We start from the raw sequence: 23,897 nt of genomic DNA on the forward strand, positions 1-23,897 counted from the left end.
TTCACGTGGGTTGTGGCCCTGGTCCCCTTACCCGCCGCCGTAAGGGGTGGCAGACGGCGGGTAAGGGATGCCTCAGGCGCACGTCGGAGCACGTCGGGTGATCCTCAGCAGGCACCCTGGTCGCGCCAGACGCCCCACTCGCCGGTCGTGCCCGGCTCCTCGCCCTGCGTCCACCACTTCGCCTGCCAGCGCTTGCCCCGGTGCGAGACCTCGTTGCCGCTGTTGTAGACCTTGGCGCGGTCCCACGCGGGCACGGTGCAGCCGGGCTGGCCGGTCGTGGTGGTCGTCGTGGTCGTGGTGGTGGTGGTGGTCGTGCTGCTGGTCGGGTCCGGGCCGCCGCCACCGCGCGGGTGGTCGGAGGCGATGGCGTAGGACTGGCCGCCGAACGTGAGCTTGAAGTTCGACGGCGACGCGATCGGCAGCTGGTAGCTCAGCGCGACGTCCACCGACGCGCCGGGCGCGAGCGGCTGCCAGGTCGGCAACGTCAGCTCGACGTGCTGGAAGTCGCCCCTCAGGCCGCCGACGTTGCCGCCGGAGTGGCCCTTGGCGGTGACCCGCAGCCCGAAACCGGACTGGTCGGCCATGCTGCCCGGCGCGCTGGTGCCGTAGTCGAACTCGATCTTCGTGCCGCCCGGCAGGGTGGTGGTCGAGTTGTTGGTCAGCTTCAGCTTCGGCGTGATCGGGTAGTTGCTGTCGCCGAGCGCGAACCCGGAGACGGTGGCGCTCACGTTCAGCACCTGGCCCGGCGTCGTCCCGGCGGCCTTGCGCGCACCGTAGGGCGCCGCGCCGCGCAACCCGTCGTTGATCTTGGTGAGCAGGGTGTCACCGACCGTGTACTGGCCCTTGGCGCTGTCGAAGCGGTAGTCGCCCGCCAGCTCCCAGATCATGATGCCGCCGATGCCCTTGTCGGCCACGTACTTCGCCTTGGCCGCGATCGACTGCTCGTCCTCAGTGGACAGGAAGACCTTCTTGTCGGCGTTCCACAGCCACGGCGAGGTGAGCGTGCTGTCGTAGAAACGCTGGTAGGAGCCGGAGATCCGGTCGGCCGGGTCGTTCACCGGGTCGAGGCCGTGCCCGGCCAGGTAGTCCGGCGTGATCTCGTTCTCCAGGTTCTTGGCGTGCCACATGGGGTTCACGCCCGACGGGACCTCGGCGCCGCCCGCGGTGGAGTCGTGCCACAGGTTGTCGATGCCGACCGCGCCGTTGCCGCAGGGCGTGGTCGAGCCGACGCTGGACCCCGTGCCGGGCGGGCACTTCGTCTGGTCCGGCAGCGCGGCGCGGCCCCACAGCCCGTTCGTGCCGCCGGTGACGCCCTGCCAGCCGCGGCTGTAGAACGGGACGCCGATGTTGATCCGGCCGGCCTGCATCGCACCCCGGTAGTAGTGGTAGGCCCAGTCGGTGTTCAGGTAGCCCATGCCCTCGTACTGCGGCGCGGTGTAGACGCCGCCGGCGGCCAGCTCGCCGTCCTTGCCGTCGTCGTAGAGCGCGGCGTTCGGGCCGACGAAGTGGTTCCACGACCCGTGCAGGTCGTAGCTCATCACGTTCAGGTAGTCGAGGTAGCGGGTGACCTGGTAGGCCTCCTGCCCGCGCAGCAGCCAGCCGGAGGCGGGCACGGCGGCGGTGAGCAGGTAGTGCCGGCCGTCCTGCGCCGAGGCGCGGTCCAGCTTCTCCCGCAACGTCTTCATGATCTTCTCGTAGCCGGCCCACAGCGTGCCGCGGTTGGCGTTGGAGATCCAGAAGTCGTCCGGGTTGCCCGCGTGGTTGTTCGACGTGGCGTACTCGTAGTCGATGTCCACGCCGTTGAACCCGTACTTGCGGATGAACTGCACGGCGGAGTCGGCGAAGGCGTCCACGGTGGCCTGCGGCTGCGCGCCGAGCTTGTAGAAGCCGCCGGAGGCGTTGCGCGTGCCGTCCGGTTCGAGGAACCCGCCGGTCTCCGCCCAGCCGCCGACCGAGATCAGCGTCTTCACGTTCGGGTACTGCTTCTTGTACTTGTTGAGCAGGTTGAAGTGCCCCTGGTACGGCAGGGACGGGTCGAGCTCGACGCCCGGCCAGGTCATGCCGGTGGAGGCGTTGTCCGGGCCGTCGGGGCCGACCGAGACCCGGTTCTGCGCGTCGAGGTGCGCGAACGCGTAGTTGAGGTGCGTGACCTTGGTCCACGGGATGTCGGACGCCAGGTAGGCGGGCGCGCCGTTGCGGCCCGTGCGCCAGCTGGTGAAGTAGCCGATCACGCGGCGGGAGTGGTCGGCGCCCAACGACTCCCGGCCCTCGGTGTCGTAGACGGAGCAGTACGGGACGGCGACGCCGGGTGTCTGGTAGAGGCCGTCGGGACGGCACTCCTCCCCGGCGGCGGCGGCACTGGGCGGGGTCGGGGACACGACGGCGACGACGAGTCCGGCCACCGCGGCGAACAACGCCACGAGCGGCGACAACCTGGTTCTCTTGGGCACGACCGGCACACCTCCTGCACGAGGCGGCGGCCACGACGCAGCGAGTGAACCGTAAATAGGTCTAGACCTCTATGTCAATAGGTCCAGACCACTTCGGCCACCGGGGAGGTTGGGGCCAGGGGGCGTCGACCGCGGTGGACCGACCGCCGGACCGAGCAGCCCGACGGTGCCACCGCCATCGGGTGACGCATCACCGGAAAAGGTGAGGATTTCCCTCCGGACGGGTTCCGCGTGGAACTCTGCACATCGCCGGATGAGGCGCGGGACGCATGTCGCCCGCCATTCCCGTCGGAGGAGGACGCAGATGACCTACTCGATCCGCCCCGACTTCCTCGTGGACTGCTTCAGAGACACGTTCAACTCGCGGTACCCGGATTTCCAGGTCGCCGACAACCTCGCCGGCGGTGGTGGTTACGAGAACTGGACCCTCGTGAACTTCCTCCTGTACCTGAAGTACCGCTACGGGGACTTCGACTACCAGCGCGAGTTCACAGTGGACGGGAGCGAAGGGAGGCAGACGCGGGTGGACCTGGTGTTCAACTGGCACATGATCACGCCGACCACGCCGTTCATCCTCACCGAGTGGAAGTGCAATCCCGTCTACAGCGCCATGGCGACGGGCTGCTCCGCGGACGTCGGCAAGCTCGCCCGCATCATCAGCGACTATTCCCACAACCCGCCCGGACGGGTCTACCCGCTCCCGCTCGTCTTCGCCGTCGGACCCGACGGCGAGCCCCCTTTCGCCGGGTTCGGCAAGTACGGGTTCGGCGGTGGCACGTCCTTCTACCTCTCCGGTGCCGCCACCTGGGAAGCCGTGGGCGTTTACGCCTACACGTGGTACGCGCACAACGTGCGCCCGGAACCGACCGCTTCGAACCGCGACGCGGTCGACCGGTCGAAAGCCGAGGGCGCTCCGGAGAACACCGCCCACCCGTTGCCGTAGGCGGGTGCCGAGCCGGGTGACCGATGGTCAGACGGCCGTGGTGGCGCGGGCGCGGGCCAGGCGTTCCCGCACCTGGTCGGACTCCGGGGCGTCCAGCTCGGTGAACAGCGCCAGCGCCCGCTGCCAGTGCGCCACCGCGCCGGGCAGCCCCTGCCGGTCGAACACCGTGGCCAGCCGGTCGTGCGCCATCGCCTGGTGGTAGGGGCTCGCCGCGGCCGACGCGACCGACAGCGCCGTGCGCGCCGACGTGACGGCGTCCGCGCCCTCGCCCGCCTCCAGCAGCACCATCGCCAGGTCCGTGTGGCAGGTCGACTCACCGCACTGCTCGCCGACCTCCCGGTACATCGTCACCGCCGCGCGCAGCCACGTCTCGGCCTCGTCGTAGCGGCGGGACGACTGGTGCAGCAGCCCGAGGTTGTGGTGCGCGTTCGCCTCGGCCCACCGCGAACCCGCCGCCCGGCTCACCTCCAGCGCCTCCCGGTAGGAGGCCTCCGACTCGTCGACGCGACCCAGGAACGCCAGCATGTCCGCGACCGCCGTCAAGGCCCTGGCCTGCGCGTTCACGTCACCGGACGCCCGCGCCACCTCCAACGCCTCGCGGTGCCGGGCCAGGGACTCGTCCATCCGCTGGAACTGGGCCAGCGCGATGCCCAGGTTGAACAGCATCACGAACGTCGCCTCGGGGTCGCCGAGCCTGGTGGCCGCCTCCAGCGCGGCCTCCGTGGTCCGCAGCCACGTCGTCCGGTCCGCGCGCAGCCAGAGGAACCGGGACAGCGTGTACGGCAGCTGCCAGGCGTGCACGAGCCACCGCGGGTCCGACCCCGGCGCGGCGGCCAGCTCGGAGGCGGCGACGATGTTGCCCTGCTCGGCGTCCAGCCAGGCGATGGCCTCCGGCGAGCCGGTCAGCTTCGGCACCTCCAGCGGCACGTGCGCGGGCTCCACCCGCACGCTGCTGCCGCGCGTCACCGGCAGCCGGCCGTCGGCCAGGTCCGCGCAGTGCAGGTAGTAGTCGAGCATCCGGCCGGTCGCCTCGCGCCTCACGTCCGCGGGCAGTTCGGCGGCCAGCGTGCGCATGTAGACGCGCACCAGGTCGTGCGCCCCGTACCGGCCGGGTTCGTTGACCGACAACAGGTTCGCCGCCGTCAACGCGTCCAGCGCGCGCTGCGCGTCGCCGACGCGGACCTGCGCCATGGCGGCCACCACGAACGCCGTCACGTCCGCGCCGGGGTGCAGGCCGAGCAGCGCCAGCAGCCGCGCGGGCAGCGGCGACAGCGCCCGGCGCGACGCGTCCAGCGCCGCGCGCACCGTCGAGTCCTCGTCCTCCAGGCCGAGGGCGGCCAGCCGGCCGTGCTCGTCGTCCAGCTCGGCGACGAGTTCGGCCACCCGCAACGCCGGCGCCACCGCGAGCCGGGCCGCCGCGATCCGCAGCGCCAGCGGCAGCCCGTCGCACAGCACCGCCAGCCGGCGCAGCGCGGCGGCCTCGGTGGCGTCCCGCCCGGCGACCCGGCTGACCACGGCCACCGACGCGTCCGGGTCCAGCATGTCCAGCTCGACCAGCCGCGCCTCGGCGTGCGCGACCAGCCCGACCAACCGCCGGCGGGACGTCACCAGCACGCACGACGGCGGTCCCGGCAGCAGCGGCAGCAGCTCGGTGGAGCCGCGGGCGTTGTCCAGCATCACCACCATGCGCCGGTCCGCGATGAGCGTGCGGAACAACGCCGACCGCTCCTCGACCGTGACCGGGATGTCCGGCGACGGCACGCCCAGCGTGCGCAGGAACCGGCTCAGCACCTCGCCCGCGCCCAGCGGCTCCTGGTTGGGGTCGTAGCCGTGCAGGTCGACGTACAGCTGGCCGTCCGGGAACTCGTCGCGCACGCGTTGCGCCCAGTGCAGGGCCAGCGCGGTCTTGCCCACGCCGGCGGGGCCGGTGACCACGAGGACCAGGCCGCCCTCCGGGTAGGAGGCCAGCAGGCCGTCCAGGCGCTTGAGCTCGTCGTCGCGGCCGATCAGGGACGCCGAGACGCGCGGCAGCTGCGCGGGCGTGATCGCGGGCGAGGACTCGGTGACCGGGCGCACCGCCATCGGCTGGGTCGGGCGCTCGGGCTCGGGGTCCTCCCCCGCCAGCACGGCCCGCTGGAGCTTGCGCAGCTCCGGGCCCGGCTCGACGCCGAGCTCCTCGACCAGCACCCGGCGGGCCTCGCGGTAGACGCCCAGCGCCTCGGCGTGGCGACCCGCCTGGCACAGGGCGCGCATCAGCAGGCCGTGCCCGCGTTCCCGGAGGGGGTGCTCGCCGACCAGCGTGGTCAGGGACGGCACCAGCTCCGCGCCGCGGCCGATCAGCAGCAGCAGCTCGGCCCGCTCCTCCAGGACCGCGAGCCTGCGCTCGACCAGCCGGCCGCGCTCGACCTCGGCGAACAGGCCCGCGACCCCGCCGAGCGGCTCGCCGCGCCACAGGCCGAGCGCCTCGTCCAGCGCGGTGGCCGCCGCGATCAGGTCACCGGTCGCGCGCAGCCGGGCCGCCGTCACCACGCCGCGCTCGAACTCGTCCAGGTCGACCTGCTGCGGGTCCACGCGGAGCAGGTAGCCGTCGCCGACCGAGGTCAGCAGCTCGGCCGGGGCGCGGCGGGCGCGGCTGGGCTCCAGGGCCCGGCGCAGGCCGGCCACGTAGGTCTGCACCAGGTTGACCGCGCTGCTCGGCGTGTTGTCGCCCCAGACGGCCTCGATGATCTGGTCGCGGCTGACCGGCGTGTTGCGGGCCAGCAGCAGCACCGCCAGCACGGCACGCTGCTTGGCGGCGCCGAGGTCGACCTCCCCGCCACCGCGCGCCGCCCGGAGCAAACCGAGCACCTCGAACCGCAAGCGCTCGCCGTCGCCGTCTGCCACCGACCGATCCTTCGCCGAACGTTGGGCCCCAGACGGAGCCTAGGAGATCACTTCAGTCCGGCTCCAGTCGTCCTGTAGCCGCATTCTTACGCTAAGCGTGTCCGATCAACCACACAGGGCGAACCCCGGTGAACGAGGTTGGACCAGACAGCGGAACATCCGCTGCTCTCCCTGATCGACGAGGGCAGGCCGGCGTGCAAGGGGCATCCAGCCCGCGGCGGCGGAACGCCGGCCCGCCCTCGTCCCCTTCTCCACCGGAGAAGGGTCATCCGGTAGGGGATGACCCACCTCCATTGCCCTCCCCCCAGTCGAAGGGGCCGTGTCCGGGATCCGAACCCCCGGACACGGCCCCTTCGGCGTTGCGCGGCACCCGGCTCGGCGGTCCACGCCGGGCATCCGCTCCCGGGTCGGGCGACAGAATTCGGGCGGCAGGCTCCGGGCGACAGGATCGGAGTCGACGGCGGCTCCGGGCCGAGCGCTGGTCCCGGGTCGTCCGAGTCGGCCGCCGCCCGGTCGGGCAGTTCGACCAGGCGGCGGTCCGGGGCCGGTCCGGGTGGATCACCCGCAGTCGGCGACCGGTGGCGGCGGCTCGGCGGTGGCGGGTCCCGGCCTCGGTCAGGCGACCTCTTCCAGCTCCCGTGGCGGGGTGCCGGTCCTGGCGGCCTTTCGCCGCCGGCGCAGCACCACCACGACGCCGACCACGACCGCGAGGCCCATCAAGGCCCACATCGCGCCGTTGAACACCGACTCGACGTACTTCGCCGACGCGCCCGCCGCCGAGCCGATGCCGATGTGCAGCGCCGACCAGCTCACCGCACCCGCGATCGACGCCGGCAGGAACCGCCGGTACTCCAGCTTCGAGGCCCCCGCCGACGCGGGCACCAGGGTCCGCACCACCGGCATGAAGCGGGCGAAGAAGACGGCCCACGCGCCACGCCTGCGGAGCAGCGCGCCGGCCTTGTCCCAGTGCTCCTGGCCGAGCTTGCGCACCACCTTGCTGTCCCGCAGCCGATCGCCGTAGCGGCGGCCGAGGAAGTAGCCGATGCTGTCCCCCGCCACCGCGCACACCGACACGACCAGCCACATGACCAGGAACCGGGACGTGCTGGTGACCGTCGTCGCGGCCAGCAGCAGCGCGCTCTCGCCCGGCGCGATGAAGCCGACGCCCAACGTGCACTCCGCCAACGTCAACGCGCCCGTCACCGCGAGCACGGCGGGCTGCGGCAGACCGGCGAGCCCTTCCAGGGCGTCGGTCAGCAAGGCCATGGTTCGTCCCCCTGTGGATCATGACGTGCACTCGGAGTGCAGGCTAAGGGGAGTCCACCGCAACCACGCCGGCGGGCGCATCGGCCCGGGGTCTGACCGGTCGCCAGACCAAGGTCGTACGGGTAGGTGGTCGAAAGTCAGGGACGTGCCCGGGTCACACCCCGGGGTGGACGCCGGTCAGCGGCCGTCGAATTCGCCGTTCTTCGCGCCGCCGACGAATCGCGACCACTGCGCGAAACCGAAGCCCAACTCGCCGCGGCTTCGGTCCTTCGAATCACGCACACCGGCGCCGTTCCGGTCGAGCGCGATTTCCACGCACTCCGGACCACCGGCGGACGACCGCGCGCTCTTGCGCCACTGGCGTTGCATGTCAGTTCACCTCGGATTCAGGCGAGCTCGCGCGCCACCCGTCCGATCAGCGCGGACGAGGCGGCCGGGTCGAGCGATTGAGCGCTCAGCCGTGCGAACATGTCGGCATACCTGGCGACGTCCGCGGGCTGTTCCCAATACACATCGCCCTTCGGACTTTCGATGTATACCACGGCCGGATCGGACTGCTCGGGAAACGACAGGATGACGAACGGACCGTCCATCGCAGCGTGACCGCCCGCCTCGAAAGGGGCCACCTGCAGGGTGATGTTCCGCAGTTTCCCGACCTCGGTGAGTCGTGCCAGCTGCTCGGCCATCACCTCCGGGCCGCCGACCAGCCTCCTCAGGGCCGCCTCGTCCACGACCACGTGCAGGCGCAGCGGGTCGTCCTCCAGCAGCAGCGCCTGCCGCGCCTTGCGCAGCTCCACCCGGCGGTCCACCTCGGCCGGCTCCGCGCCCGGCAGCACGGCCCGGATCAGCGCCCTGGTGTACGCCTCGGACTGGAGCAGGCCGGGCACCATGAGGCCCTGGTAGGTGCGCACCCACTCGGCGTCGGCCTCGAACCCGACGTAGCGGCCGGGCGCGATGTCGCCGAACTCGTCCCACCACGCCCGCCTCCGCGCGTCGCGGGCCAGCTGCACGAGCTCCTCCGACGTGGCCCGGTCGGCGCCGTAGGCCGAGAGCATGTCGCGGACGTCGCGCGGGGTGACGCCGACGCGGCCGGTCTCGATGCGGCTGATCTTGGACGCCGAGCACTCCAGCCGCTCGGCGACGTCCTCGATGGTGAGGTCGGCCGCCTCGCGCAGCCGCCGCAGCTCGCTGACCAGCCGTCGCTTGCGCAGCGTCGGGCTGCTGCCCCGTGGCATCCGGACACCTTTCGTCGACGGCCCCGACCCGGGGGCCGTCGACCAGTCTGTGGCCGGCCGCGAACGGAGCAAAGTGACGTCATCCATTCGTGTACTGCAACTTGCAGAGGGCCGGCGTCGGTAACAGGCTGCGTGCAGCACACCGCCCCCAGGGAAGGAGCGCTGAAGGTGTCCACCACCGTCTTCAGCCAGCTCGACCGGTCCCTCCGAGAACACCTGGCCACGCTGGTCCGCCTCGCGTCGACCGGCGACGACGAGACGGCGGTCGAGCTGGCCCGCTGCGAGCTGCCGAGGGTGGTGACCGCGGTCAAGGCGCTGCTCGACGAGCACACCCCGGACGAGCACGGCCGCTGCCCGACCTGCCGCACCCGCCGCTGGAGCCGCCGCCTGCCCTCGCCGTGCCGGGCGTACCTCGGCGCGCAGCTGGCGCTGACCGCGGGCGGCGACGAGCCGTCCGGCAACCACCGCAAGCACCTGCGCAGCGTCGGCTAGCCAAGCCCGGTCGGGCGACGCGCCATCCCCGCTGATCGAGCCCCACCAGCGGCGCCCGACCCGATCCGAGCCCGCCGCCGGACCGGCCCCGCACCCCCGACCGGGGCCGGTCCGCCGCTCGGGGCTCGGCACGGGGTGGTCGGTCCGGTGAGGGGGCCGACCACCCTGTTCCACCCGCCGCCGCGCCGCGACCGGTCCGCGATCCGGGTCAGACGCAGACGGGTTCGAGGCCGTCGCGCTCCGGGTCCACCAGGTACACGCGGGCCGCCGAGATGTCGAAGTACATGCCGACCAGGCGCAACGACCGCGCGGCCACCGCTTCCCGCACGCTCGGGTACGCCATCAGGTTGTCCAGCTGCTGCGCCACGTTCGCCACCGACAGCCGTTCCACCACCGGCAGGTCGGACTCGCCCGCGTGGAACCGGATCAGGCTCGGCTCGACCGCCTTCAGCCACGTGTGCAGCTGCGTGCCCGGCCGCGTCGAGCCGTGCACCACCGCCTTCATCGCGCCGCAGTCCGAGTGGCCGCACACGGCGATCGTCTCGACCGCCAGCACCTCCACCGCGTACTCGATCGCCGCGCCGACGGAGTCGTCGCCGTCCAGCGGCACCAGGTTGCCGATGTTGCGCACGCAGAACAGGTCGCCCGGCCCGCTGGTGGTGATCAGGTTGGGCACCACGCGGGAATCGGCACACGTGATGAACAGCTGCCGCGGGCGTTGGCCTCGCGCGGCCAGCTCCGCCAGGAACGGGCGGACCAACGGCGCGGTGGTGCGCTCGAACTCGCGCATGCCGCGGATCATCGGGTCGGCGTCGGCGCGCTGCCTGGGCAGGGTGACGTGCCGGCCGCGCTGCCAGTGCGACCACGGCGCGAACCACCTCGGCAGCGGCGACAGCGGTGTCTTGCGCAGCGCGGGGATGCCCCTGGTGGCCTTGCTGAACCACGTGTCGTGCACCTCGTCCACCTCGACGTGGCCGCCCAGCCGCTCGTAGCCGACGCGCCAGTCGTCGATCGCCTCGTACGCGCCGTGGTCGAGGAAGTCGATGTGCAGCTCCAGCACCACGCGCTGCCCCAGCGGGATGGCGCGCAGCCCGCGCACCAGCCGCCCGGCGCCGAGGAACACCAGCGAGCCGCGGATCGTCACGCGCCAGGAGTCCGGCTCCTCCTCGATCCGCACCGACGAGCGGGTCAGCCGGTACAGCGACCGCAGCACCGCCGCCGCGACGCCGAGCAGCACGCCTTCGACCAGCCCGAGCACCAGCACGCCCACCACCGTGACCGCGTACGCGGAGAACTCGCCGTGCCGCCACAACGCCCGCATCCGGCGCACGCTCACCAGCCGCACGCCCACCACGAGCAGCACGCCGGCCAACGCGGCCAGCGGGATCAGCTCGAGCACCCAGCCGAGCGCGAGCACGAACACCGCGACCCACAGGCCGTGCAGCACGGTCGACGCGCGGGTGCGCGCGCCGGCCGCGACGTTGGTCGAGCTGCGCGCGATCGCGCCGGCGATGGGCAGCCCGCCGAGCGCGCCGGTCACGACGTTGGCCGCGCCCTGGGCGATCAGCTCCCGGTCGAGGTCCGCGCGCGGGCCGTCGTGCAGCTTGTCGACGGCGACGGCGGACAGCAGCGACTCGACGCTGGTCACCACGGCCACGGTCAGCACGGCGAAGGTGACCGCGCCGAAGCTGCCGGACGGCACCCGCGGCAGCACGACCTGGCCGAGCAGGTCGGCGGGCAGGTCGACCCGCGCCACGTCGAGCCCGACGGTGGCCAGCGTCGCCGCCAGCACCGCCACCAGGGGCGCGGGCACGAACCCGGCGCGCGGCACGTGCGGCCACAGCAGCAGCGCGAGCACGGCGAGGGCGCCGACCAGCAGGGCCGACCACCCCACGTCGGCGGTGAGCACGTTGGCCAGGTTGTCGAGCACGGACGTGGCCGCCGAGCCGCCGACGACGACCGAGAGCTGCCCCACCGCGATGCTCAGGCCGATGCCGGCCAGCATGCCGTGCACGACGGCGGGCGACAGGGACAGCGCGACCCGGCCGAGGCGGCCGAGGCCGAACGCGATCTGCACCGCGCCGGCGGCGAGCGTGATGGCGGCCGTGGCGGCCCAGCCGTACTCGGCGATGACCCCCGCGATGATCACCACCGATCCGGTCGCGGGCCCGCTGACCAGGACCGGGGTGCCGGACAGCGCGCCGGCCAGGATGCCGCCGACGACGGCGGAGATCAGCCCGGCCATCAGCGGCGCGCCGGTCGCGGCGGCGACGCCGAGCGACAGCGGCACGGAGATCAGGAACACCACCAGCGACGCGGGCAGGTCGTGGCGCAGCACGGCGGCGAGACCGCCCGGAGGGCCCGCCGTGGTGTGTTCGCCTGCGTGGGACTTGTTGGGGCGCGGACGGTTCATGGGTGGTCCTCTTCTCCTGGCAAGGGGGTATCGCCCCACGCGGGCGCGCGGGGTGTCGTTCGGGAGAGGTGTGCCTAGTGGCGCGCTAAGGGCGGCAGCAGGCGCGGCCAGCAGGCGGCGAGTCGGAACTCGGGCACGGCGCGGTGGTGAGGGGTCGCCACGGTGGCACCTCCGTGTCGGCACAGGGGAACGTGTCGGCACAGCCCGCGTCGCACAGGTCGCGTCCACACCATGATGACTGAGGAAGTGGGCGGTCTGACAGCGGTTCCACCCGGTCGTGTTGATCACGGGCGGGGTCGTCACCCCTGGTGACGGACCTACCTGCCGACGGCCGCGTAGGCGCGGCCGACCGCGAGCGTGCCGGCGCACAGTCCGATGAGGACGGCCGCGGCCTGGCCCACGGCGGCGAACTCGGGCACGGCGCCGAACCACTCGGCGCCCGCCAGCGGGAACGCGAGGAGCAGCACCAGCCACGGCGCGCGCAGCACCACCGGCCCCAGCACGGTGATGCCTGCGGCGGCGGCGAGCGCGACGTAGGCGGGGCCGACGTCGACCACGTCGGCCAGATCGGTCGGGTAGACACCCGAAGAGATGACGAGCGCCGTCACGAGCGTCGCGCCGACGTGTCCGGCGAGGACCACCGCCACCGCGCGCCACGGCCCGACCTCGCGCTCCAGCGCGCCGAGGCAGACCGCCACGCCGAGCAGGGCCAGCCCGGTGGCCGCCAGGCCGTCGCCGGCGGGGTCGAGCACGAACGCGCTGCCGAGCAGCGCGTTGACCGGGTGGTCGTCGAGGTTCGCCGCGTTCGTGCTCAGCGACGCCCGCACCTGGGCCGACATCGCGTCGGCGAACACGAAGCGCGTCAGCAGCGCGAGCACCGCCACGGCCGACAAGTAGCCGGCCGTGACGGGGTGGCGGCGGAAGCGTTCACGCACCCGGCCATGATCGGGCCGGTGGTCTCAGGCGTCCACTTGAGACCTGTCACCCGACCAGCGGGTGTGGAAGCTGCCCTCGCGGTCGGTGCGGCGGTAGGTGTGCGCGCCGAAGAAGTCGCGCAGCCCCTGGATCAGCGACGCGGGCAGCCGCTCGGACCGCAGCCCGTCGTAGTACGCCAGCGCGGACACGAAACCGGGCGCGGGCACGCCCGCGGACACCGCCTTCACCACGACGCGCCGCCACGCCTCCTCGGCCGACTGGACCGCGTCGCGGAAGTAGTCGTCCACGAGCAGGGACGCCAGCTCCGGCGCCTTGTCGTAGGCCTCGCGGATGCGGTCGAGGAACCGGGCCCGGATGATGCAGCCGCCGCGCCAGATCGTGGCCATCGCGCCCAGGTCGAGGTCCCAGCCGTACTCGGCGCTCGCCGCGCGCATCTGGTCGAAGCCCTGCGCGTACGCCACGACCTTCGACGCGTACAGCGCCTGCCGCACGTCCTCGACCAACGAGGTGTCCGCGCCGCCCACGACCGCGGCCGGGCCGAACGCCGACCGCACCGCCTGCCGCTGGCCGGCCCGCCCGGACAGCGACCGCGCGAACACCGCCTCGGCGATGCCGGTCACCGGCACGCCCAGCTCCAGCGCCTCCTGCACGGTCCAGCGGCCGGTGCCCTTCTGCTCGGCCTCGTCCGCGATCACGTCCACCAGCGCGGCGCCGGTCTCGGCGTCCACGTGGCCGAGCACCTCGGCGGTGATCTCGACCAGGTAGGACTCCAGGTCGCCGGTGTTCCAGCCGCGGAACACCTCGGCGACCTCGGCGGGCGACATGCCGCCGACCCGGTGCAGCAGGTCGTAGGCCTCGGCGATGAGCTGCATGTCGGCGTACTCGATGCCGTTGTGCACCATCTTCACGAAGTGCCCGGCGCCGTCCGGCCCGACGTGCACGCAGCACGGCACGCCGTCGACCTTGGCCGCGATGTCCTCCAGCACCGGCCCGAGGTGCTGGTAGGACTCCTCCGACCCGCCCGGCATGATCGACGGGCCGTTGAGCGCGCCCTCCTCGCCGCCGGAGATGCCCGCGCCGACGAAGTGCAGCCCGGCCTCCTTCAGCGCGGCCTCGCGGCGGCGGGTGTCGGCGTAGTGGGCGTTGCCGCCGTCGATCACCATGTCGCCGGGCTCCAGCAGCGGCACGAGCTCGTCGATGACGGCGTCGGTGGGTCCGCCGGCCTTGACCATGATGATGATCTGGCGGGGCGTCTGGAGGCTCGCGACGAGCTCTTCCAGCGTCTCGGACGGCACGAAGTCGCCCTCGTGGCCGTGGTCGGCGATCAGCGCTTTGGTGCGGGCGTGGCTGCGGTTGTGCACGGCGACGCGGTAGCCGTGCCGGGCGAGGTTGCGCGCCAGGTTGCTGCCCATGACGGCGAGCCCGGTGACGGCGATCCGCGCGGGTGCCTCGGAGGTGGTCATCTGCACAGCCTGCCCAAATCCGCGCCCGCGCGCACCTGTGCGCGACCCCTGCGCGCCCACTTCGTCGCACTGGCCCGATCTCCCTGTAACATCGTGAAACGCTGGTGGAACAGGGGGACGCGAATGGCCAGGGCGACGGTGCGGGACGTGGCGCGGGCGACCGGGCTTTCCATCGCCACCGTGTCGCGCGTGCTCAACGGCCAGGCCAACGTCGCCGAGCACACCCGTGAGCTGGTGCTGCGCGCCGTGGCCGGGCTGGGCGCGGAGGCGCCGCGGGCGCGGGGCGCGAAGCCGGCCGGCCCGATCTACGTGCGCTGCCCGTACCTGCTCACCGACTACTTCGGACTGATCGTGTCCAGCGTCGCCGAGACGTTGGCCCTGCACCACCGCCAGGTCGCGCTGAGCGCCGGGGTGTCGGCGCAGCGGGAGTCGGCGCTGCCCGGCCTGGCGGCCCGCGCGGACGTGGGCGGGGCGATCCTGATCCTGCCGCCGGAGCCGGCCGAGGAGCTGGTCCGGCTGCGCGACCGGCGGTTCCCGTTCGTGGTGGTCGACCCGCGCACCGAGCTGCCGCGCGACGTGGCGTCGGTGTCGGCGGCGCACTTCGCGGGCGCGCGGCGGCTGATGGCGCACCTGGTGGAGCTGGGCCACCGGCGGATCGGGATCATCGGCGGCCCCGGCGACTGGCTGGCCAGCGACGGCAGGCTCGCCGGGTACGCGGCGGCGTTGTCCGACGTCGGCGTGCTGCCGTCGGCGGAGCTGCTGCGGCACGTGGACGAGCCCACCGAGGAGAACGGCCACCTGGTCGCCCGCGACCTGCTGGCCCTCGCGGACCGGCCGACGGCGCTGGTCGCGTTCAACGACAAGATGGCCGTCGGCGCCTTGCGCGCGGCCCGCGAGCTGGGCCTCGACGTCCCGGGTGACGTGTCGGTGGCCGGTTTCGACGACCTCGACCTGAGCCGTGCCACGCGGCCGGAGCTGACCACCGTGCGGCAGCCGTTGCAGGAGATGGGCCGGATGGCCGTGACCCTGCTGATGCGGTTGCTCGACCGGCACGAGCTGGAGGCGCTGCACGTCGAGCTGGCCACGGAACTCGTGGTCAGGGCGTCCACCGGGCCCGTGCCGCGCGGCTGACGACCCGCGCGCCCACTCCTTTTTCACGGTCTTTACCGGTATTCACCGACCGGAAAGCGCGAACCTTGACACGGGTTCGGCAGCATTGTTTCCTTTCACCTGCGGACAAGTTCCACAAATGTTCCATTTTGTTACAGACTGCCGACCCCTGCCCACAACGTCGTGAAAGGAGTCCGGGGTGCCCTCTTCCCACCGTCGGGCTTTCGTCAGCGCCGGCATAGCCGTGATCACCGTCGCAGCCACCCTCGCCGCCTCGCAGCCCGCCGCCGCCGCGGGCGAGACCGTCAACGTCTACCTGACCACCACCTCCGACGGCGGCGGCCGGGTCGTCACCCGCGGCCTCCAGCAGCAGCCGTCGATCGCGTTCAGCGCCAACGGCGGCAGCGCCACCCACACCATCACCGTCAACGAGGGCACGACCTACCAGCAGTTCGAGGGCGGCGGCGCGTCGATCACCGACACCACCGCCCACCTGCTGCGCGGCGGCCCGGTCTCGGCGGCCACGCGGGACGCGGTGATGCGCAAGCTGTTCCACCCCGTCGACGGCATCGGCCTGTCGTTCGTGCGCAACCCGATCGGCGCGTCGGACCTGTCCCGGCCGGGCCACGTCTCGCTCGACGACACGTGCTGCGACCTCAACGACTTCGGCGCGAACGGCTACGACACCAACGTGCGGCTGCTGACGCAGCAGGCCAAGCAGCTCAACCCGCAGCTGCGGGTCAAGGGCGTGCCGTGGAGCGCGCCGGGCTGGATGAAGGACAACGGCCGCATGGACCAGATGGGCTGGCTCAAGTGGGAGTACGCGCCGATGTACGCGCAGTACTTCGTGAAGTACGTGCAGAGCTACCAGGCCGCGGGCATCCCGGTCGACTACGTGTCCGTGCAGAACGAGCCGAACTGCTGCCAGGCGTCCAACCCGACCGCGATGGACTACCCCGGCATGAGCTGGAACCCGGCGGGCCTGGTCGAGTTCACCAAGAACAACCTGTACCCGGCGTTCCGCGCGGCGGGCATCACCACCAAGGTGCTGGTGCACGACTGGAACTACGGCGACTACGCCAACTTCGGCTCCGGCGTCCTCAACGACGCGGGCGTGCGCAACGACCCGCTGTTCGGCGGCATCGCGTGGCACGGCTACTTCGGCGACCCGGCGGTCGGCACGCAGGTGCGCAACCAGTACCCGACCGTGAAGCAGTTCAGCACCGAGCACTCCGGCGGCACGTGGATCTCGAACCAGCACAACGAGGACATGGCCGACATCGTCAACTACGCCCGCAACTACAGCTCCAGCCTGGTGAAGTGGAGCCTCGCGCTCAACCAGAACATGGGGCCGCACAACGGCGGCTGCGGCACGTGCACCGGCCTGATCACCGTGCAGGAGGGCGGGTCGCGCGCCGGCCAGGTCGACTACACCGTCGAGTACTACACCACCGGGCACCTGACGAAGTTCGTCCGGCCCGGCGCGTACCGGATCGACTCGACGGCGAACGGCACCGTGCAGAACGTGGCCTACCGCAACCCGGACGGCTCCAAGGCCCTGATCGCGCACAACGGCGGCACCTCCGCCCAGTCCGTCCGGGTGAACTGGGGCAACCAGTCGTTCACCTACACCCTGCCCGCCCGCACGTCGGCGACGTTCACCTGGCAGGGCACGCCCGGCACCGGCAACCCCGGCGGCAGCGGCGGCGCGATCACCGGGCTGGGCGGCAAGTGCGTCGACGTCGCGGGCGCCAGCAGCGCGGACGGCGCGGCGGTGCAGCTGTACTCGTGCAACGGCACCGCGGCGCAGCAGTGGTCGCGGCCCGGTGACGGCACGCTGCGCGCGCTCGGCAAGTGCCTCGACATCAAGGACCGCGGCACCGCCGACGGCGCGCAGCTCCAGCTGTGGACCTGCGGCGGCGGGGCGAACCAGCAGTGGACCCACACCTCGGGCCGTGACCTGGTGAACCCGGCGACCGGCAAGTGCGTGGACGTCACGGGCAACACCAGCGCGGACGGGACCAGGCTGCAGATCTGGACCTGCACGGGCGCGGCCAACCAGAAGTGGACCCTCGCCTGACCGCTGTCGTCCGATCGCGGTCTCCGACCGCTGCGGGATCCCGCTCCGCCGAGGCGGGCCGCCGCTGACAACACGGCCGCGACAGCGCGAGAGTCCAGGCATGACACGACTCCTCGTGCTCGTCGCGGCCGTGCTCGCGGCCGGCCTGACCGGGCCCACGGCGCAGGCGCAGGCACCGTGGACCCTGACCGCCGCGCAACGGCAGGCGTACCTGACCCACTACGCGCCCGTCATCCTCAAGCGGGGTGACGAGAACGACGGCAAGCAGGGCCGGGACTGGCTCGCGAACTTCGACTTCGACCGGGACGGCGCCTACGCCACCAACCGGGCGAACTGGCGCCAGGTGCCGCAGTACGCGGCCGGCGCGGCGGGGTACGAGCGGTGGCGGATCCGGCCCACCCTCTACACCGCGCTGCTGGAGTTCACCGAGAACGGCGGCAAGTCGTTGGTGCTGCTCTACCACGTCTACAACGCGGCCGACAAGGACGGCGACGAGATCCACGACTGGGAGCGGGTGGAGATCGTGGTGCGCGGGGTGACCGGCACGCCGGGCGGCGCGGGCGAGTCGTTCGGCAACGCCACCGTGACGCACCACAAGGACCACGTGATGCGGCGGTCCTACGACCCGGACGTCAACTTCCTGCAGACGCCCACCGGCAGGCACTTGCTGCTGTGGCAGGCCGACGAGAGCGACTTCGACCTGCCCGGCGCCGGGCCGCACGCGCACGAGCTGCGGTTCGTGACCGACACGTGGGCCTCCGTCTCGGGCCGGATGGCGGCGGCAGGCAACGCCGAGGTGCACATCTCCGGCGCGGACGACCGGCGCAACGTGCACTACGCGTTCGTGCCGGAAGGCGCGGCGGGCGCGGTGGCGGCGTTCGGCGCGGTGCCGCTGACGTTCGCCAACGCGTCCGCGCAGGCGAGCCGGGTCGACAACGGCACCAAGGTGACGTGGCCGAGGGTGAAGCGGCTGACGTACGAGCTGCAAGACCTGGCCGACGTCGTGCCGACGCACTGGTCGCAGTCGGCGTGGCAGCGGCACTGGTTGGCCGCGGACGTGGTGGACGTGCGGTTCGAGACGCCCGCGCTGGGCATCGGGACGGGCGTGCAGCGGTTCTACAACCGGTCCCGCGACGACGCCGCGTCGGACCTCACGGACGGACGCGAGGGCTACCTGTCGAAGGCGTGGTTCTTCGGCGCGTACTCGGCGGAGCTGGACGAGGACACGCCGTCCGGGTCGGACGACTTCGGCGGGTTCGCGGGCACGGGCCTGGACAGCTCGGGCCGCAGCCGCGGCGCGGTCAGCGGCGACCCGGCCTCGCACGGCGCCTACTGGCGGCAGCACGAGTACTTCGTGCACTCGGGCGGGATCGACGACAGCACGAGCCGCGAGGTGGGCGTCTGGCTGCCGCCGGGCTGGCAGCTGGCGGCGAACGGCGGCTTCGACGGCCGCTGGCAACCGCTGTTCGACGACCGACCGGACGCCTGACACCGACCGGGCCGTCCACCAGTCGGAGGCCCGGGAGCCCGGCCCGCCGCCGCACGACCGGCGGCGGGCCGGTACCGCGGAGCGCCCGCCGCCGCACGACCGGCGGCGGGCGCTCGCCTAACCGGTGGCGCGGTAGGCCTCGCCGGCCCGGTTCGGCGTCCCTCCGGGCACGTACAGCCCCGTGCCCGGCTTGTCTGCGGGGAGCGCGAACCACGCGTAGCGCTCCAGGTAGGGCAGGTCTTCGAGCATCCGGGACGACGCGCCGGCGAAGTCGGCGAGCTGCCGGTCGTCCGGGTAGCGCACGCCGCCGCCGGAGAAGTCCATCAGCGAGTACTCGGTGAGCCAGACCGGCAGGCCGTAGCGGGCGCGCACGGCGTCCAGGTAGCTCTTCAGGTGGCCGACGGCGGCGGGGCCGAAGTCCGAGCCGTACCAGTGCAGCGTGATGAAGTCGACCCGCAGCCCGCGCTGCCGCGCCCCGGTCATGAACCGGTCGAGCCAGCCGCCCGCCTGGTCGCCGCTGTGCGCGACGGCCGGGCTGCCCAGGCGCATCCCCGTCGCCTGGAGCTGCGGCCACAGGTCCAGCGCCTGCTCGACGGTCATGTTCGACTGCTCGCCGAGGTCCGGCTCGTTGAACCCGAGCAGGGTCGTGCCCTGGCCCTTCACCGCGGCCAGGTTCGCGGGCGTGGCGGTCTTCGCGCCCCAGATCATCGGCACGTACTCCACGCCCGGCGGCGCCTGCACGTTCTCCCTGGTGGTGGCCCAGTTGTAGAACCAGCCCGCGCCGACGTCGGACAGCGCCCGCGTCACGCCCTCGAAGTGCCAGGTGCCGACGCCCTTCTTGACCGACCTGGTGACCGGCCGCACGACCGGCGCCGGCGCGACCGGCGGAGCCGTCGTGGTCGACGTGGTCGTGGTCGTCGTCGTGGTGGTGGCAGTGGTGGTGGTCGTCGTGGGGGCGGTCGAGGGCGTCCGGGTGGTCGTGACGGCGACCGGGGCCGCCGCGGGCGGCGGCGTCCGCTCGACGGGCAGCAGCACGACGGCGCCCGCCACCGCCGCGACGGCCGCCGCCGCGACCAGCGGCTTCGTGGCCGCGTTCGCCCAGACCTTGCCGACGCCGAAGCCCTTCTTCACCACCGCGACCACGGGCTCGGCGGCGGCCAGGTCGAACCCGGCGGGCAGCGGCACGAGCGGGATCCGGGCCAGCAGCCCGTCCACGGCGGCCAGGTCGTCGAACCCGCGGGCGCAGCGGGCGCACTCCCGGGCGTGCCGCACGATCCGCTTGCGCCACAGCGCGTTCGGCTGCCCGTCCCAGTCCGCGATCACCTCGGCCAGGTCGCCGCAGCGCGGCGCGGCCAGCACCCGGACGACCACCCGCGCCCCTTCGAGCTGCGCCTTCATCCGCTGCACCCGCACCGCCGCGTGCTGCGGGGTGATGCCCAGCGCCTCGGCCAGCTCGGCCCGGGTGATCCGCCCGACCTGCTCCATCCACCACAGCGACAGCAGCTCGCGCTCGTCGTCGCCGATCCACCGGGTGGCCGCGACGACCTCGCGGCGCTGGCCGGTGAGCTGGAGCCGGGTGATGGCCAGGTCGGCGAAGTCCGCGCCGGGGTCGGCGAGGTCGGCGGGCTCGGCGTCGACCAGCGGCGGCCCGGTGCGGTGGTGGTCGCGCACCTGGTTCAGCGCGATGGCCAGCAGCCACGACCGGAACGCCTCGGGCTCGCGCAGCTTCGGCAGCCCGTTCAGCGCGCGGAGCATGGTCTCCTGCACCACGTCGTCGGTGTCCGGGTGGCCCGCCAACGCGCGCCCGACCACGTTGTAGACCAGCGGCAGGTAGGCGGCCACCAGCGCGTCCAACGCGCCCGGCTCGCCCCGCTGCGCGGCCGTCACCGCCGCGGCGTCCCCTGGTGTGCGCATACCGTGTTCCTCTCGGCCGAGTCGGGCTCACCCACCGGAGACTCCTCGGCCGCGCCACGATAACGAGAATCAGGCGGCGAGCACCGAAGCCGCCATGCCGATCAGCGCCGCGCCGCAGAGCCGCTCGAACACCGGCCGCACCCGGGGGCGGGACAGCAGCGCCGCCAGCCGGCCCGCCAGCGGCACCACCACGGCCCAGAAGCACGCGAACACGCCCACCGCGACCGCCGAGAGCAGCGCGGCCTGCGGCAGCGGCGGCGACGCGGGGTCCATGGCCTGCGGCACGAGGCTCAGGAACGTCAGCATCACTTTCGGGTTGAGCAGGTCGCACAGCACACCGCGCAGGAACAGCGACCGGTCCGACTTCGGCGCCTGCCGGATCGGCCCACCGCGCCGGGCCGCCCGCAGCGTGGTCACGCCCAGGTGGGCCAGGTACAGCGCGCCCACCGCCTTGACCGCCAGCAACGCCGCCGGCGCCGCCGCGACCAGCGCGGACAGCCCCAGCGTGGCCAGCAGGGCGTGCACCAGCAGCCCGGTCACGACGCCCGCCGCCGTCAGCGCGCCGTGCCGCACGCCGCGCACGGCGTTGCCGGTGATCAGCACGAAGTCCGGGCCGGGCACGACGGTGATGACGACGAGGGCGAGGAGGAACGAGGTCCAGGCGATGTGCACGGGCGCATCCTGGGCCATTCGTTCTGCTGTATTCCACCTGACGGTTACAGTGTTCGGTTGTGCGCGAGACAGCCGAACTGGATTCGGTCGACTGGCTGATCCTGGAGGCGTTGCAGAACGACGCGACGCTGCCGAACCGGAGCCTGGCCGAGGCGGTGGGCATCGCGCCGTCGACCTGCCTGCACCGCGTGCGCCGGCTGCGCAACCTGGGCGTGATCACCGGGTTCCACGCCGTGGTCGACCCGCGCACCACCGGCCTGCCGCTGGAGGCCGTCGTCTCGGTCAACGTGCGGCCGCACACCAGGCCGGTGGTGGCGGCGTTCCGGCGGTTCGTGATGGCGCAGCCGGAGACGCGCTCGTTGTTCCACGTCAGCGGCCAGGCGGACTTCCTGGTGCACATCGCGGTGGCCGACAGCACGCACCTGCAGGCGTTCCTGATGGACAAGATCGCCTCCCGCGCCGAGGTGCGGAACCTGACCAGCTCGGTGGTGCTGGAGCGGGTCGAGACGCGGGCCCTGACGCCGCCGGACGACCAGCGCCCCACCCACCGCAGGCGGCGCGTATAGATTCCCGGCCATGGACCCCGACGAGTTCCGCCGGGTCGGCCACGAGGTGGTCGACTGGATCGCCGACTACCGCTCACGCGTCGAGGGCTTCCCGGTCAGGTCGCCGGTCGAGCCCGGCTGGGTGCGCGGGCAGCTCGCCGGGCTGCCCGAGCGCGGCGAGGGCTTCGACGGGCTGCTCGCGGACCTGGACCGGGTCGTGCTGCCGGGGACGACGCACTGGCAGCACCCGGGCTTCTTCGCCTACTTCCCGTCGAACGCCTCGCTGCCGTCCGTGCTCGGCGACCTGCTGTCGTCGGGCCTGGGCGTGCAGGGCATGTTGTGGTCCACCTCCCCCGCCGCGACCGAGGTCGAGCAGCACCTGATGGACGAGCTGGTCGGGGCGCTCGGCCTGCCGCCGTCGTTCGTCGGCGGCGGGGTCATCCAGGACACCGCGTCGTCCGCGGCGCTGGTCGCGGTGCTCGCCGCGCTGCACCGGTCGTCGGGCGGGACGTGGCGGCGGTCCGGCGTGGACGGGACCGAGACGGTGTACGTGTCGTCGCAGACGCACTCGTCGCTCGAACGGGCGGCGCGGCTGGCGGGGCTGGGCGAGCAGGCCGTGCGGGCGGTCGAGGTCGACTCCCGGCTGGCCATGCGCGCGGACGACCTGGCGGCCCGCGTCCGGTCGGACGTGGCGGCGGGCCGGCGGCCGGTGCTGGTGTGCGCGACCGTCGGCACCACGGGCACCGGCGCGGTCGACCCGGTGCGCGAGATCGCCGCCGTGTGCGCCGAGCACGGGATCTGGTTGCACGTGGACGCGGCGTGGGCGGGCCCGGCGGCGCTGTGCCCGGAGTTCCGCGACCTGTTCGACGGCGTGGACCGAGCCGACTCGTTCACCGCGAACGCGCACAAGTGGATGCTGACCGCGTTCGACGTGTCCCTGTTCTGGACCGCCCACCCGGACGTCCTGGTCGACGCCCTCACGATCCTGCCGGAGTACCTGCGCAACACCGCGACCGAGTCGGGCGCCGTCGTCGACTACCGCGACTGGCAGATCCCCTTGGGCCGCCGGTTCCGGGCGCTGAAGCTGTGGTCGGTGCTGCGCTGGTACGGCCTGGAGGGCATCCGCGAGCACCTGCGCGGCCACGTCGAGCTGGCTGCCCTGCTCGAGTCGTGGGTGGACGCGTCCGACGACTGGGAACTCGTCGTCCCCCGTTCGCTCTCCCTGCTGACCATCGCCCACCGCTCCGGCGACGACGCGGCCCGTGCCGCGATGGACCGCGTCAACGCCTCGGGTGACGCCTTCGTCACCCACACCACCGTCGACGGCCGCTTCGCCATCCGCGTGGCGATCGGCGCGGAGGCGACTCGCGAGCACCACGTGCGCGCGCTGTGGGACGCGCTGCGGCTCAGGGGTTGATCAGCGTGGTCATGTCGACGGTCACCGGGAAGGGCTCGGGGACCTGGACCTTCCCGGTGCCTTGCGCGATCTGCTTGTACCTGCCGGCGACCAGGCTGAACGCGATGAGCGTGGCCGGCTCGTCGAGTTCCACCACCCAGTAGTGCGGGATACCGACCTTGGCGTACTCGATCGGCTTGAACACGCGGTCTGTTCGGCCCGTTCCCGGCGACACGATCTCCACCGCCAAGTGCAGGTCATCGGGGTTGAACCGGCTCGGGTGCTCCCAGTAGCGCTCGGCAGGCACCACCACGACGTCGGGTGCGCGAAGCGAGAGCGGCGGCCCGGGGTCGATCACGACGTCGACGTCCTGGACCGCCACCACCCCAGCGGGCAGTTGCTCTTTGAGGCAGCTCCGGAGGTTCGCCATCGCCACTTGGTGTTTCGGTGCCGGCCTTGGCGCCACCAGCAAGACTCCTTCGACCAGCTCGAAGTGGCGCGACTTGTCCTCTGGAAGCGCGTCCCACTCCTCAAGCGTGAACAAGTGGTCAGGCCAGGGCATGGTGCTCATCGCGGCCACCTCTCTTGCTCCATCGACTGCGCAGCGTAG

18 protein-coding genes are annotated in these 23,897 nt (G+C 72.7%); 7 read left to right on the forward strand and 11 right to left on the reverse strand.

The window, feature by feature from the left end:
- Positions 1-104 precede the first annotated feature (104 nt).
- A complete protein-coding gene (locus tag IOD16_RS28190; RefSeq protein ID WP_201436782.1) occupies positions 105-2,450 on the reverse strand; it encodes a chitinase C-terminal domain-containing protein in 2,346 nt (781 codons plus the stop codon).
- Positions 2,451-2,754: 304 nt separating this feature from the next.
- Between IOD16_RS28190 and IOD16_RS28195 the strand changes: the two genes are divergently transcribed.
- A complete protein-coding gene (locus IOD16_RS28195; protein WP_201436783.1) occupies positions 2,755-3,393 on the forward strand; it encodes a hypothetical protein in 639 nt (212 codons plus the stop codon).
- A gap of 27 nt (positions 3,394-3,420) precedes the next feature.
- On the opposite strand, the gene IOD16_RS28200 is transcribed toward IOD16_RS28195, so the two are convergent.
- The 4 genes from IOD16_RS28200 to IOD16_RS28215 form a co-directional block, all read right to left on the reverse strand.
- Positions 3,421-6,276, reverse strand: a complete 2,856-nt coding sequence (locus tag IOD16_RS28200) for an AfsR/SARP family transcriptional regulator (RefSeq protein WP_201436784.1) — start codon at positions 6,274-6,276, stop codon at positions 3,421-3,423.
- Between the two features lie 615 nt (positions 6,277-6,891).
- Positions 6,892-7,542, reverse strand: a complete 651-nt coding sequence (locus IOD16_RS28205) for a DedA family protein (protein ID WP_201436785.1) — start codon at positions 7,540-7,542, stop codon at positions 6,892-6,894.
- 177 nt (positions 7,543-7,719) lie between these two features.
- Positions 7,720-7,911: a DUF397 domain-containing protein gene (locus tag IOD16_RS28210; RefSeq protein ID WP_123746190.1), complete on the reverse strand. Its 192-nt coding sequence runs from the start codon at positions 7,909-7,911 to the stop codon at positions 7,720-7,722.
- 17 nt (positions 7,912-7,928) lie between these two features.
- Positions 7,929-8,777, reverse strand: a complete 849-nt coding sequence (locus tag IOD16_RS28215; RefSeq protein WP_201436786.1) for a helix-turn-helix domain-containing protein — start codon at positions 8,775-8,777, stop codon at positions 7,929-7,931.
- 168 nt (positions 8,778-8,945) lie between these two features.
- Between IOD16_RS28215 and IOD16_RS28220 the strand changes: the two genes are divergently transcribed.
- On the forward strand, positions 8,946-9,269 hold the full coding sequence (locus IOD16_RS28220) for a hypothetical protein (RefSeq protein ID WP_201436787.1): 324 nt from the start codon (positions 8,946-8,948) through the stop codon (positions 9,267-9,269).
- Positions 9,270-9,477: 208 nt separating this feature from the next.
- Here the strand turns inward: IOD16_RS28220 and IOD16_RS28225 are convergent, their stop codons facing one another.
- The 3 genes from IOD16_RS28225 to gndA form a co-directional block, all read right to left on the reverse strand.
- Entirely contained in the window at positions 9,478-11,682 is a 2,205-nt protein-coding gene (locus IOD16_RS28225; RefSeq protein WP_123746187.1) for a SulP family inorganic anion transporter, read from the reverse strand.
- 317 nt (positions 11,683-11,999) lie between these two features.
- Positions 12,000-12,617: a rhomboid-like protein gene (locus tag IOD16_RS28230; protein WP_201436788.1), complete on the reverse strand. Its 618-nt coding sequence runs from the start codon at positions 12,615-12,617 to the stop codon at positions 12,000-12,002.
- Between the two features lie 24 nt (positions 12,618-12,641).
- Positions 12,642-14,081: an NADP-dependent phosphogluconate dehydrogenase gene (gndA, locus tag IOD16_RS28235; RefSeq protein ID WP_201436789.1), complete on the reverse strand. Its 1,440-nt coding sequence runs from the start codon at positions 14,079-14,081 to the stop codon at positions 12,642-12,644.
- Positions 14,082-14,204: 123 nt separating this feature from the next.
- Here gndA and IOD16_RS28240 point away from each other — a divergent pair, with 123 nt between their 5' ends.
- The 3 genes from IOD16_RS28240 to IOD16_RS28250 all read left to right on the forward strand — a co-directional run bounded on the left by IOD16_RS28240 (position 14,205) and on the right by IOD16_RS28250 (position 18,760).
- Positions 14,205-15,212: a LacI family DNA-binding transcriptional regulator gene (locus IOD16_RS28240; RefSeq protein WP_201436790.1), complete on the forward strand. Its 1,008-nt coding sequence runs from the start codon at positions 14,205-14,207 to the stop codon at positions 15,210-15,212.
- 223 nt (positions 15,213-15,435) lie between these two features.
- The gene (locus IOD16_RS28245) at positions 15,436-17,271 is read left to right on the forward strand and encodes a ricin-type beta-trefoil lectin domain protein (RefSeq protein WP_201436791.1); all 1,836 of its coding nucleotides are present in this window, start codon (positions 15,436-15,438) and stop codon (positions 17,269-17,271) included.
- 100 nt (positions 17,272-17,371) lie between these two features.
- Positions 17,372-18,760, forward strand: coding sequence for a hypothetical protein (locus IOD16_RS28250; RefSeq protein WP_201436792.1), 1,389 nt, complete (start codon positions 17,372-17,374; stop codon positions 18,758-18,760).
- Between the two features lie 117 nt (positions 18,761-18,877).
- Here IOD16_RS28250 and IOD16_RS28255 read toward each other — a convergent pair whose 3' ends face one another.
- Both IOD16_RS28255 and IOD16_RS28260 read right to left on the reverse strand, forming a co-directional pair.
- Positions 18,878-20,674: a sigma-70 family RNA polymerase sigma factor gene (locus IOD16_RS28255; RefSeq protein WP_201436793.1), complete on the reverse strand. Its 1,797-nt coding sequence runs from the start codon at positions 20,672-20,674 to the stop codon at positions 18,878-18,880.
- A gap of 69 nt (positions 20,675-20,743) precedes the next feature.
- Positions 20,744-21,364 (reverse strand): LysE family translocator, encoded by a 621-nt coding sequence (locus IOD16_RS28260; protein WP_236594433.1) that lies wholly within the window; start codon positions 21,362-21,364, stop codon positions 20,744-20,746.
- Positions 21,365-21,405: 41 nt separating this feature from the next.
- On the opposite strand from IOD16_RS28260, the gene IOD16_RS28265 reads away from it, so the two are divergent.
- Both IOD16_RS28265 and IOD16_RS28270 read left to right on the forward strand, forming a co-directional pair.
- On the forward strand, positions 21,406-21,912 hold the full coding sequence (locus IOD16_RS28265) for an Lrp/AsnC family transcriptional regulator (RefSeq protein ID WP_201436794.1): 507 nt from the start codon (positions 21,406-21,408) through the stop codon (positions 21,910-21,912).
- Between the two features lie 10 nt (positions 21,913-21,922).
- On the forward strand, positions 21,923-23,308 hold the full coding sequence (locus IOD16_RS28270) for a pyridoxal phosphate-dependent decarboxylase family protein (protein ID WP_201436795.1): 1,386 nt from the start codon (positions 21,923-21,925) through the stop codon (positions 23,306-23,308).
- Here IOD16_RS28270 and IOD16_RS28275 read toward each other — a convergent pair.
- The gene (locus IOD16_RS28275; protein WP_201436796.1) at positions 23,298-23,858 is read right to left on the reverse strand and encodes a Uma2 family endonuclease; all 561 of its coding nucleotides are present in this window, start codon (positions 23,856-23,858) and stop codon (positions 23,298-23,300) included. The two genes, IOD16_RS28270 and IOD16_RS28275, sit on opposite strands and share 11 nt — an antisense overlap.
- Positions 23,859-23,897: the final 39 nt, after the last annotated feature.

The organism is Saccharothrix sp. 6-C, assembly GCF_016695385.1.
In the GTDB taxonomy this organism is placed as follows: Bacteria; Actinomycetota; Actinomycetes; order Mycobacteriales; family Pseudonocardiaceae; genus Actinosynnema; species Actinosynnema texasense.

Bases quoted from the DNA above. Each gene is read 5' to 3' on its own strand.
- IOD16_RS28195 (WP_201436783.1), top strand. From the start codon at position 2,755: ATGACCTACTCGATCCGCCCCGACTTCCTCGTGGACTGCTTCAGAGAC.
- IOD16_RS28205 (WP_201436785.1), bottom strand. From the start codon at position 7,542: ATGGCCTTGCTGACCGACGCCCTGGAAGGGCTCGCCGGTCTGCCGCAG.
- IOD16_RS28210 (WP_123746190.1), bottom strand. From the start codon at position 7,911: ATGCAACGCCAGTGGCGCAAGAGCGCGCGGTCGTCCGCCGGTGGTCCG.
- IOD16_RS28215 (WP_201436786.1), bottom strand. From the start codon at position 8,777: ATGCCACGGGGCAGCAGCCCGACGCTGCGCAAGCGACGGCTGGTCAGC.
- IOD16_RS28225 (WP_123746187.1), bottom strand. From the start codon at position 11,682: ATGAACCGTCCGCGCCCCAACAAGTCCCACGCAGGCGAACACACCACG.
- gndA (WP_201436789.1), bottom strand. From the start codon at position 14,081: ATGACCACCTCCGAGGCACCCGCGCGGATCGCCGTCACCGGGCTCGCC.
- IOD16_RS28240 (WP_201436790.1), top strand. From the start codon at position 14,205: ATGGCCAGGGCGACGGTGCGGGACGTGGCGCGGGCGACCGGGCTTTCC.
- IOD16_RS28250 (WP_201436792.1), top strand. From the start codon at position 17,372: ATGACACGACTCCTCGTGCTCGTCGCGGCCGTGCTCGCGGCCGGCCTG.
- IOD16_RS28255 (WP_201436793.1), bottom strand. From the start codon at position 20,674: ATGCGCACACCAGGGGACGCCGCGGCGGTGACGGCCGCGCAGCGGGGC.
- IOD16_RS28260 (WP_236594433.1), bottom strand. From the start codon at position 21,364: ATGGCCCAGGATGCGCCCGTGCACATCGCCTGGACCTCGTTCCTCCTC.
- IOD16_RS28270 (WP_201436795.1), top strand. From the start codon at position 21,923: ATGGACCCCGACGAGTTCCGCCGGGTCGGCCACGAGGTGGTCGACTGG.
- IOD16_RS28275 (WP_201436796.1), bottom strand. From the start codon at position 23,858: ATGAGCACCATGCCCTGGCCTGACCACTTGTTCACGCTTGAGGAGTGG.